The 10,243-nt window shown below is 67.7% G+C and carries 11 protein-coding genes and 3 tRNA genes; 6 read left to right on the forward strand and 8 right to left on the reverse strand.

Annotated elements, in window-relative coordinates; genetic code table 11:
* Window positions 1-628: fatty acid desaturase (locus IEX93_RS10835; protein ID WP_229906177.1), on the forward strand; the 628-nt coding region annotated here is incomplete at its 5' end.
* Here IEX93_RS10835 and purH read toward each other — a convergent pair.
* On the reverse strand, window positions 600-2,090 hold the full coding sequence (purH, locus tag IEX93_RS10840; protein WP_188848210.1) for a bifunctional phosphoribosylaminoimidazolecarboxamide formyltransferase/IMP cyclohydrolase: 1,491 nt from the start codon (window positions 2,088-2,090) through the stop codon (window positions 600-602). The genes IEX93_RS10835 and purH overlap by 29 nt on opposite strands.
* 226 nt (window positions 2,091-2,316) lie before the next feature.
* Here purH and IEX93_RS11670 point away from each other — a divergent pair, with 226 nt between their 5' ends.
* The 5 genes from IEX93_RS11670 (at window position 2,317) to IEX93_RS10865 (ending at window position 5,241) form a co-directional block, all read left to right on the forward strand.
* Window positions 2,317-2,424: a type II toxin-antitoxin system HicA family toxin gene (locus IEX93_RS11670; protein ID WP_229906178.1), complete on the forward strand. Its 108-nt coding sequence runs from the start codon at window positions 2,317-2,319 to the stop codon at window positions 2,422-2,424.
* Window positions 2,425-2,606: 182 nt separating this feature from the next.
* On the forward strand, window positions 2,607-2,918 hold the full coding sequence (locus IEX93_RS10850; RefSeq protein WP_188848211.1) for a helix-turn-helix domain-containing protein: 312 nt from the start codon (window positions 2,607-2,609) through the stop codon (window positions 2,916-2,918).
* A 25-nt stretch (window positions 2,919-2,943) separates the two neighbouring features.
* Entirely contained in the window at window positions 2,944-3,330 is a 387-nt protein-coding gene (locus tag IEX93_RS10855) for a GatB/YqeY domain-containing protein (RefSeq protein WP_188848212.1), read from the forward strand.
* Window positions 3,327-3,875 carry an NUDIX domain-containing protein gene (locus IEX93_RS10860; protein WP_188848213.1) on the forward strand — a complete coding sequence of 183 codons (549 nt, stop codon included), beginning with the start codon at window positions 3,327-3,329 and terminating at the stop codon, window positions 3,873-3,875. The genes IEX93_RS10855 and IEX93_RS10860 overlap by 4 nt, the downstream gene beginning before the upstream one ends.
* Before the next feature lie 67 nt (window positions 3,876-3,942).
* Window positions 3,943-5,241: an acetyl ornithine aminotransferase family protein gene (locus IEX93_RS10865; RefSeq protein ID WP_188848214.1), complete on the forward strand. Its 1,299-nt coding sequence runs from the start codon at window positions 3,943-3,945 to the stop codon at window positions 5,239-5,241.
* Between the two features lie 46 nt (window positions 5,242-5,287).
* Here IEX93_RS10865 and IEX93_RS10870 read toward each other — a convergent pair whose 3' ends face one another.
* The 7 genes from IEX93_RS10870 to IEX93_RS10900 form a co-directional block, all read right to left on the reverse strand.
* Window positions 5,288-6,424 (reverse strand): BMP family ABC transporter substrate-binding protein, encoded by a 1,137-nt coding sequence (locus IEX93_RS10870; RefSeq protein ID WP_188848215.1) that lies wholly within the window; start codon window positions 6,422-6,424, stop codon window positions 5,288-5,290.
* Between the two features lie 3 nt (window positions 6,425-6,427).
* A complete protein-coding gene (locus IEX93_RS10875; RefSeq protein ID WP_188848216.1) occupies window positions 6,428-7,261 on the reverse strand; it encodes an ABC transporter permease subunit in 834 nt (277 codons plus the stop codon).
* Window positions 7,262-8,311, reverse strand: a complete 1,050-nt coding sequence (locus tag IEX93_RS10880; RefSeq protein ID WP_188848217.1) for an ABC transporter permease — start codon at window positions 8,309-8,311, stop codon at window positions 7,262-7,264.
* A complete protein-coding gene (locus IEX93_RS10885) occupies window positions 8,308-9,777 on the reverse strand; it encodes an ABC transporter ATP-binding protein (protein WP_188848218.1) in 1,470 nt (489 codons plus the stop codon). The genes IEX93_RS10880 and IEX93_RS10885 overlap by 4 nt, the downstream gene beginning before the upstream one ends.
* 68 nt (window positions 9,778-9,845) lie before the next feature.
* A tRNA-Arg gene (locus IEX93_RS10890) sits at window positions 9,846-9,921 on the reverse strand.
* A 37-nt stretch (window positions 9,922-9,958) separates the two neighbouring features.
* A tRNA-Gly gene (locus IEX93_RS10895) sits at window positions 9,959-10,034 on the reverse strand.
* Between the two features lies 1 nt (window position 10,035).
* A tRNA-Pro gene (locus tag IEX93_RS10900) sits at window positions 10,036-10,112 on the reverse strand.
* Between the last annotated feature and the right edge of the window lie 131 nt (window positions 10,113-10,243).

Consider the following 10,243-nt stretch of genomic DNA (forward strand, 5'->3'; position numbering starts at 1 on the left):
TACCAGATACGGGCTGCGCCCGCAAGGGGAGATTTACCACGAAACGGAGATGTGGGTAAAGTCCTGCTCCTACCGCTTGCCTTTGGGCTACGGGGCCGAGAGGCCCTCGGTGCGGAACTCCGTGGCCCTCACCAACCTCTTCCTGGTCCTCCTCTGGACGGGCATCTACCTGGCCTTCGGCCTCAAAACCCTCCTCCTCGTCTACCTTCCCATCCAGTACTTCGCCGGAATGGTGGGCATCTTCCTCTTTTACGTGCAGCACCAGTTTGAGGACGCCTACTGGGAGCACGACCCCCGCTGGGAGCACCTCAAGGCGGCCATGGAGGGGAGCACCTACTTAAAGCTTCCCAAGGTCCTCCAGTGGCTCACGGGGAACATCGGCTTCCACCACATCCACCACCTGGCCCCCAAGATCCCCAACTACCACCTGCCCAAGGTGCAGGAGGAGGTGGACCTGGTGAAGGTGGCCCCTACCGTGACCTTGAAGGACGCCCTAAGGATCGCCTTCGCCGACATGCACCTCCACGACGAGGAAAGCCGCAAGCTGGTGGGCTTCAAGGAGGCCCACGCAAGGCTTCGGGCCGCCCGGGGAAGGCTTGCTAGTGGCGGAAGTGGCGCACCCCGGTGAAGACCATGGCGATCCCCGCCTCGTCCGCCGCCTTTATGGAGTCCTCGTCCCGCACGCTCCCCCCGGGCTGGATGATGGCGGCGATGCCATAGGAGGCCGCTAGGCGCACCACGTCGTCAAAGGGGAAGAAGGCGTCCGAGGCCAAGACCGCCCCCCTCGCCTTCTCCCCGGCGGCCGCCAGGGCGTGCTGGGCCGCCGCCAAGCGGTTCGTCTGCCCCACCCCGATCCCCAGGGTCTGCCCCTCCTTGGCCACCACGATGGCGTTGGAGCGCACGTGCTTCACCACCTTCCAGGCGAAGAGGAGGTCCCGCCAGCAGGCCTCCTCGGGGGCCTTTCGCGTCACCACCTTGGGGTCTATGGGGTCTTGGGTGTCGGCGTCCTGGAGGAGCACCCCGCCCCGAAGCCGCCTCAGGTCCAGGTAGGGCCCCTGGGCGGGGAAGGGCACCTCGAGGAGGCGGAGGTTTTTCTTCCGGGAAAGAAGGGCGAGGGCCTCCTCACTGAAGCCCGGGGCCAGGACCACCTCCAGGAAGACCCCGCCCAGGGCCTCGGCGGTGGGGCCGTCCACGGGGCGGTTAAAGGCCACGATCCCCCCAAAGATGGAGACGGGGTCGGCGGCGTGGGCCTTCCGGTAGGCCTCCAAGGGGCTTTCCCCTAGGGCCACGCCGCAGGGGTTCTGGTGCTTCACCGCCACGCAGGCGGGCTCGGCGAACTCGGAGACCAGGTTCCAGGCTGCCTCGGCGTCCAGGTAGTTGTTGAAGCTCATGGCCTTGCCCTGGAGGACCCGGGCGGCAAGGAGGGGCCCCTCCTCCCCCACGACCCGGTACAAGGCGGCCTCCTGGTGGGGGTTTTCCCCGTAGCGCAAGGGGGCCTCCCGCTTTAGGACCAAGAACTTGGCCTCCGGGAACTTCTCCCCGGAAAGCCACTCGGCGATGGCGGCGTCGTAGGCCGCCGTGTGGGCGAAGGCCTTCCGGGCGAGCGCCCGGCGGAACTCGGGGGTGGGCCCGGTCCTTAGGGCCTCCAGCACCTTGGGGTAGTCCTCGGGGTCGCAGACGGGGAGGACCGCCTGGTGGTTCTTGGCCGCCGCCCGGAGCATGGCGGGCCCCCCGATGTCAATCTGCTCCAACGCCTCGGCAAAGGAGGCCCCCCGGGCCACGGTCTCCCGGAAGGGGTAGAGGTTCACCGCCAAGACCCCGATCCGCTCCAGGCCCAGGGCCTTCAGCTCCGCCTCCTGGTCAGGCCGGGCAAGGAGGGCGGCGTGGACCTTGGGGTGGAGGGTTTTGACCCGGCCCTCGAGGACCTCGGGAAAGCCGGTGAACTCGGAGATGTAGGTGACGGGAAGCCCCGCCTCCTTAAGGGCCTTATAGGTCCCCCCGGTGGCGAGGAGCCTGAAGCCCAGCTCCAAAAGCCCCCGGGCGAAGTCCAGAAGCCCCCGCTTGTCCGAAACGGAAAGGAGCGCCCACATGAGAGGGATTGTACTCCCCCGGCCAAGCCTTTCGGAGAAGGCTAGACGGGTCGTTCTCTTTTTTTGAGAACATGAGGGCCGGGGTCCGGGTCCCATCCCCACGACCCGCGCGGAAGGAGGGGCTTATAGGGAAGCTAAGGGTCCCGAGGTACCGCGAGCTTCGCAAGATCCTTAGGCGCAACTAGGCTTTTCTCCCCAACCCCGGCGCGGCAAAGGAGACCACGAGATCTGGAAACACCCCGATGGCCGCATGGTGGTCCTGGACCCGGTGCCCCTAGGCACCTTCAAAAGGATCCTAAAGGCCGCGGGTATCCCCGAGGAGATGTTCCGGTGAAAACCGTGGAAAAGGAACCTCTGGTCAAAACCTGGCCCCACCGCTACCCCGTGGTCCTGGAAAGGGACCCGGCGGGGGGAACCTAAGGGGGCTACGCCCTGGACCTCCCCGTCTTCACCTGGGGTAAGGCGAGCCAGGAAGAAGCCCTTAAGAGCCTGGCCCAGGGTCTGGCCCTGGCCCTTTTGGAGCTAGAGGAGGCGGGGAAGCCCATCCCCGAGCCCTCGGAAGCAGTGCCCCCTGAGGCGCTTTCCGAGGCGCACGCGCCCCAAGTGGTCTTCCTGGAGCCCGCCCCCGTCAACCCCGTAAGCCTGGCGCTCTGGCAGGCCCTGAAGGCCCGGGGCCTCTCCCAGCGGGAGCTGGCCCGGCGCATGGGCACCTCCCCTTCCGCGGTCCACCGCCTCCTGGACCCCTTTTACTTCGGCCACAGCCTGGAAAGCCTCAGGCGGGCGGCCAAGGTCCTGGGGGTTGGCCTCGAGGTGCGGTTCGCCGTGTAGGCCCTTTTCCGTTAGACTGGTAAGGATGACCATCTACGAGGCCATCAAGGAGACCATCAAGGAAGCCATGAAGGCCCGGGATCAGAAGACCCTGGACTTCGCCCGGGTGGTGAAGGCCGAGCTGGACCGCAAGGGGGACGGCAAGCCCCTCCCCGACGAGGAGGCGGTGAAGGTGCTAAGGGCCCTCAAGGAGATCGCCCTGGAGCAGGGGAACACCTTTGAGGCGGAGTTCCTGGACCGCTTCCTCCCCCAGGAGATGAGCGAGGAGGAGCTGGAGGCCTGGATCCGGGAGCACATTGACTTCTCCCAGTTCAAGACCCCCCTGGCGGCCATCGGGGTGGTGACCAAGGCCTTGGGGCCTAGGGCCCCCGGGGAGAAGGTGCGCCGGGTGATCGAACGCATGACCCGATGAGCCCCTGGGAAAGGCTTGCCCTGGAGGAGATCCTCTCCGAGCCGGTGCGCCTGGTGCGGGAGCGCCTCAGGACCCACACCGGCAAGGAGCTCACCTACATCTACCGCCCGGGGCCCGTGGCGGCGAGCTTCGTCCTGCCGGTGACGGGAAAGAGAACCGCCCTCCTCATCCGCCAGTACCGCCACCCCACGGGAAAGTTCCTCCTGGAGGTCCCGGCGGGCAAGGTGGACCCTGGGGAGACCCCTGAGGGGGCGGCCAGGCGGGAGCTTTTGGAGGAGGTGGGGGCGCGGGCGGAGGAGGTCATCCCCCTCCCCCCCTTCCACCCCCAGCCCTCCTTCACCGCCGTGGTCTTCCACCCCTTCTTGGCCCTGGGGGCGGAGGTGGTGGCCGAGCCCCGCCTCGAGGACGGCGAACTCCTGGAAACCCTAGAACTCCCCCTAAGGGAGGTCTACGCCCTCTTGGAGGCGGGAGAGATCCAGGACGCCGCCACCGCCCTCACCCTTTTCTACGCCAGGCCCCACCTCCTGGACCGGGGGCTTCTTTAAAAGCTCTAAAGCCTTTGCATAAAACCCGGCTGGCAAAGGCCCTTTGGGCCCGGTAGGCTAACAGCGTATGAAGCCCGCGATCCGCACACCCCTCCCAGGCCCCAAGGCCAAAGAACTCCTGGAACGGGGCGAGAAGGTCCTCTCCCCCTCTTACGTCCGCCCCTACCCCTTCGTCCCCGCCCGGGGGCAGGGGGTCTTCCTGGAAGACGTGGACGGGAACGTGTTTTTGGACTTCATGGCGGGCATCGCCGTGAACACCACGGGCTACGCCCACCCCAAGGTGGTGGAGGCGGTGCGGGCCCAGGCCGAGCGCTTCGCCCACATCTGCTTCTCCGATTTCACCCACGAGCCCACCCTCTCCCTGGCGGAGCGCTTGGTGGGGCGGCTTGGCGGGGGGTACCGGGTCTACTTCGGCAACTCCGGCACCGAGGGGATAGAGGCCGCCATCAAGCTGGTGCGCCACCACACGGGTAGGCCCTACCTTTTGGCCTTCACCGGGGCCTTCCACGGAAGGAGCCTCGGGGCCCTTTCCCTCACCGCCAGCAAAAGCGCCTACCGCAAGGGCTTCTCCCCCCTCCTCCCTGGCGTCCTTCACGTCCCCTTCCCCAACCCCTTCCGCCCCCCCCTCGGGGCCTCCCCCGAGGACGTGGGGGATGCGGTCTTGGACTACCTAGAGCACCTTTTCCGCACCGTGGTCCCCCCGGAGGAGGTGGCGGCCTTTTTTCTAGAACCCATTCAGGGAGAAGGGGGTTACCTCCTGCCCCCGCCCGGCTTCATCCCCAGGCTCAAGGCCCTTTTGGAGCGGCACGGGATCCTCCTGGTGGCGGACGAGGTGCAGACCGGGGCCGGGCGCACGGGCCGCTTCCTCGCCCTGGAGCACGAGGGGGTGGAGGCGGACGTCTACGTCCTGGCCAAGGGGCTCGCCTCCGGCTACCCCCTAAGCGCCCTCCTCTTCCGGGAAGAGCTTGGGAGCTGGCGCCCCGGCGCCCACGGCACCACCTTCGGCGGCCAGGCGGTGGCGGCAGCGGCCGCCCACGCCACCTTGGACCTCCTGGAAGGGGGCCTCATGGAAAACGCCGCCCGGGTGGGGGCGTTCCTCCTAAAGGAGCTTAAGGCCATGCAGGCCCGCTTCCCCTTCCTGGGGGACGTGCGGGGGCGGGGCCTCATGATCGGCCTGGATTTCGGAAGCCCCGAGGAGGAGCGGCCCGACCTCCGGGACAAGGCGGCACAACTGGCCTTCCAGAAGGGGCTTCTGCTCCTGCCGGCGGGGCCTTCCGCCCTCAGGATCGCCCCGCCCCTCATCCTCTCCCAGGAGGAGGCGGCCACGGGGCTTGCCATCCTCGAGGAGGTCTTCCGCAGCCTATAGAACGCTTTGGGGGCCCCATCCTGGCTTGGGCCAGGATGGGACAGGATCACCGGGGTTCCCCGGGCCAGTCCCCCACCACCCCGGGGGCGGCCCACTCCATGGTGAGGAGTTCCTGGAGGCTCGCCTTCCTGCCCGCGGGGATCCGCACCACCCCCTTGCGGTCCCGGATGGGCCCGGCGAAGGGGTCAAAGGTGGGGTTCGGGCTAGACATGTCCTTAAGGAGGGCCATGATCCGGTCGTAGACCGGGACCTCCTTGTCCCCCACCCGCATCCTGGCCTTCTGCAGAAGGGGCACGTGTTTGGGGTTGATGGGGACCCCGTAGTCCGCCCCCATCTCCACCGCCTTGTGCTGGAGGAGCCAGAAGTAGTCCACGTTCTGCAGGTTCTTGGGGGTGTAGACCCCCTCCCTCACCTTCTTGAGGAAGTCCATGTAGATGACCTCCCAGCGGATGATCTGGCCGGAGACCACGCGGTCAGGGGCGAACTTGAGCATGGGGGTGTAGTGGCCGAAGGAGTAGGCCCCCTTGCGGGCGGCGGTCTGGACCACCGTGGGGGTGTCCTCGGTGAAGGCGAAGACATCGGCCCCTTGGGAAAGGAGGGCCTCCGTAGCCTCCCGGGCCTTGGCGGGGTCGTACCAGGCGTTGATCCAGCGCACCAGGACCTGGGCCTTGGGGTTCACCGCCCGCACCCCCAGGGCGAAGGCGTTGATGTGCCGCTTCACCTCGGGGATGGGGAAGGCGGCCACGTAGCCCACCTTGCCCGTCTTGGAAAGGGCCCCGGCGGCGAGGCCGTTGAGGTAGTAGACCTGGTAGAAGTCCGCCATGTAGGTGGCCACGTTGGGAGCCCGCTTGATGCCCGTGGCGTGGGCGAAGATCACGTCCGGGTATTTCCTCGCCGCCTCGAGGACCGCCTCCATGTACCCGAAGCTGGTGGCGAAGATCACCCGGCACCCCTCCCGCACGAAGCGGTCTATGACGGAAGGAGCCTGGGCCTCGGGGACGCTTTCCACGTAGCGGGTCTCCAGCCAGGGCAAGGCGGCCTCCGCCTTCTTCCGCCCGACGTCGTGGGCGTAGGTCCAGCCCGCATCCCCCACGGGACCCACGTAGAGGAAGCAGGCCTTAAGCTTCTCCTGCGCCAGGGATAGCCCCAAAAGCAAGGCCAAGAGGACTAGCAGTCTCCGCATCGCTCACCTCCCCCGCTCAAAAGGCTGGCCCAGGGCCTTGGGGGCTCGGGACCGCCCCGAGAGGGCCAGGACCAGGATAACCAGAAGATAGGGCATGGCGGCAAAGGCCTCGGACGGTATAGGTACACTGCCCTGCAGGCGGAACTGAAGGAAGAAGAGGAGGCCAAAAAGGTAGGCCCCCAAGACCACCCGCAAGGGCTCCCAGGCGGCCAGGATCACCAAGGCGATGGCCACCCAGCCCAGCCCCGCCGTCATCCCGTCGGTCCAGGAGGGGCGGTAGGCCAAGGAAAGGTAGGCCCCGGCGAGGCCGATGAGCCCCCCGCCCAGGGCCAAAGCCCGGTAGCGCACCCCCTCCACGCTCACCCCGAAGAGGTCCGCCGCCTTAGGGTTCTCCCCCACGCTCCGCAGGTAAAGGCCCAAACGGCTCCCGTAGAGGAAGTAGTGCAAAAGGAGGGCTAGGAGAAAGGCCACCAGGGCCAGGGGCCCCTCGGGAAGGGGCGTATCCAAGGGCATCCCCTCGTAGCGCTTGCCCAGTAGCCCCGAGGCCCCAAGGCCCATGGCGGCCACGGCAAGCCCGGCCACGAAGGGGTTGGCCCGCAAGGTGACCGCAAAGACCCCCAGAAAAAGCCCACCCAGCACCCCCACCCCTACCCCAGCCAGAAGCCCCCAGTAAGGGGAGGCGTCCAGGGCCACGGCGAAGGCGGCCAGGGCGCTTAGGGCCATGATCCCCTCCACCCCCAGGTTCACCACCCCGCTCCTCTCGGCGAGAAGCGCCCCCAAGGCGGCGAGGAGGAGGGGGGTCCCGAAAAGCACCGCACGCAACAGGGCCTCTTCCATCTAGCGCCTCCAGACCAACCGGTGGCGGGCTAAGGCCTCGGCCCCCACCAGGCCCAAAAGCAAAAGCCCCGCCACCACGTCCACCACCCGAAAGGGCATGGAATAGGCCAGCTTCAAGGCATCCCCACCCACCAGGATGAGGCCCAAGAGGGGGGCGGTGAGGAGGACCAGCCCGGGCCTTCCCCGGGCGAGCCAGGCCGCCAAGATGGCGGTGAAGCCGTAGCCCAAGGAAATCTGGGCCGGCTCCAGAAGCCTCTGGTGGATCCCCGCCACCTCCCCCACCCCCGCCAGTCCCGAAAGCGCCCCCGAGGCCAGGGCGGCCAAGGCGAGAAACCTCCCCTCCTTTAGGCCCAAGTAACGGGCCGCCGAGGGGTTTTCCCCCAGCACCCGCCAGGAAAACCCCAAGGGGGTGCGGAAGAGAAGGAGTTGGAGACCCAAGGCCGCCCCCACCCCCAAAAGCAGGGTGGGCCAGTGGACCAGGGTGTCCCCCAGGCGGGGAAGCCGGGCCACCTCGGGGAAGCGGTCGGTGTAGAGGAAGCCGAAGACGAACTGCCCCTTCCAGGGCCCCGCCACCAGATAGACCACCAGGTAGTAGGCCAGGTAGTTCTGCATCAAGGTGGTGAGGATCTCGTTCGCCCCGAAGCGCACCCGAAGCCAGGCGGCCACCCCCGCCCAAAGCCCCCCCAAGGCCCCTCCCAGGAGGAACATGAGGGGCAGGGTCCAAGGGCCCGCCGGCAGGAAGAGGGCCGCGTAGGCCGCCCCCACCGCCCCAAGAAGGAGCTGCCCCTCGGCCCCGATGTTGAAAAACCCTACCCGGAAGGCCAGGGTGAGCCCGGCGCCGATGAGGAGGAGGGGGATGGTCCGCCGGGCGATCTCCGCCAGGCCCAAGGGGTCGGCCAGGGGGGAGAGGAGGACGCCATAGGCGCGAAGGGGGGGGACCCCATAGAGGGCGAAAAGCCCCCCCAGGAGGAGAAGGGTGAGGAGAAGGAAGGCCAGGTAGGTCAAGAGGGTCTTGCCCAAGGAAGGGGCGGGGTCCAGCTCCAGCCTCATGGACGGCCCTCCGTCATCATCCGGCCGAGCCCTTCCCGGTCCGCCGCCTCCCGGGGTATGGGCCCCACGAGCCGCCCTCGGTGCAAGGCCGCCACCCTGTGGGAAAGGGCAAGGATCTCGTCCAAGTCCTCGCTCACCAAGAGCACCGCCATGCCTTCCCGCACCAAATCCAAAATTCTCTCGTGGACCTCCTCCGCCGCCCCCACGTCCACCCCGTAGGTGGGGTGCATGGCGAGGAGAAGCCTGGGCCTCCCCCCAAGCTCCCGGGCCAGGATCACCTTCTGGACATTCCCCCCGGAGAGGAAGCGCACCGGGGTCCTGGGGGAAGGGGTCTGGATCCGGTAGCGGGCGATAAGGTCCCGGGCCTCTTCCTCCAGGCGGGCGTAGTTCAAAATCCCCCTCCGGGCGTACCGGGAAAAGGTCCTCAAGGCCAGGTTCTCCGCCACGCTCATCCCCCCCACCACCCCCACGGCCCGCTCCTCGGGGATGTGGGCCACCCCCAGGGCGAAGAGGCGGGCCGGGTCCTGGGGCAAGGGCTTCCCCAGAAAGCGCACCTCCCCCCGGTAGGGCCTGAGGCCCGCCAGGGCCTCTAGAAGCTCTTTTTGCCCGCTTCCCGCCACCCCGGCGATGCCCAGGACCTCCCCCGCCCGCAGGGCGAAGGAGACCCCCTGCACGGGAAAGCCGTGGCGGGGGACCAGGAGGTCTTTCACCTCCAAGACCACCTCCTCCCGGGGCGGGGGGGCCTTGGGCGGGGGGTTGAGCCCCCGGCCCACCATGAGGCGCACCAGAAGCTCCTTATCCGCCTCTTCCCGCTTAAGCTCCCCCACCTTGCGCCCCGCCCTTAGGACGGCGATCCGGTCCGCCACCGCTAGAACCTCGTCCAGCTTGTGGCTGATAAAGATCACCGCCAGACCCTCTGCCTTCAGGCGGGCGATCTCCCGGAAAAGCTCCTCCGTCTCCTTAGGGGTGAGGACGCTGGTGGGCTCGTCCAGGATGAGGACCTTGGGCCTTTGGAGGAGGGCCCTTAGGAGTTCCACCCGCTGCTTCTCCCCGGCGGAGAGGCGCTCCACCTTGGCCTCGAGGTCCACCCCCAGAGGATGCCCCCGCAAAAGGGCCTCCAGGAGGGCGAGAAGGCGCCTCCGGGAAAAGAAGGGGGGGAGGTCCAGGCCCAAGGCCAGGTTCTCCGCCACCGTGTGGGCCTCTATGAGCTCAGGGTGCTGGGGGACCAAGGCGATGCCCAGGCGCTGGGCCACCTTAGGCGAGGGGATCTGGACCTCCCGGCCTTCCAAAAAAATCCGCCCCGCATCGGGGGCGTACAGGCCATAGAGGAGGCTCACCAGGGTGGTCTTCCCCGCCCCGTTCTCCCCAAGGAGGGCCAGGACCTCGCCCCTTCGCACCTCGAGGCTGATGCCATCGTTGGCCACCACCGGGCCGAAGCGCTTGGTGAGGTTTTCCAGCCGCAACATCAAACCCGGCCCGAGGATACCACAAGCTCTCTCTCCAAAGCGAACCCCCCGGGGGCACCGGGGGAGCCTGGCGGGCCCGGAGGGATTTGAACCCCCGACCTACCGCTTAGAAGGCGGCTGCTCTGTCCGCTGAGCTACGGGCCCTAAAAGGAAACCGGGGTGGCACACCACCCCGGCCCACTGGAGCGGGAGACGGGACTTGAACCCGCGACCCTCGGCTTGGAAGGCCGATGCTCTGCCAACTGAGCTACTCCCGCATGGTCGGGGCGGCCCGATTTGAACGGGCGACCCCCTGCTCCCAAAGCAGGTGCGCTACCGGCCTGCGCTACGCCCCGGGGTCAAGGCCACCCAGAGGCCAGGGTAGCACTTGCCCCAGGCTTGGTCAAGGCGTGTTAACCAGCAGGGCTTTACCCAAAACTCCTTCCTCGCCCTCCCTTAGCCTGCTTCAAGAGTTCTTGGGTGACTT

Source organism: Thermus composti, assembly GCF_014647535.1.
GTDB classification, from domain to species: domain Bacteria; phylum Deinococcota; class Deinococci; order Deinococcales; family Thermaceae; genus Thermus; species Thermus composti.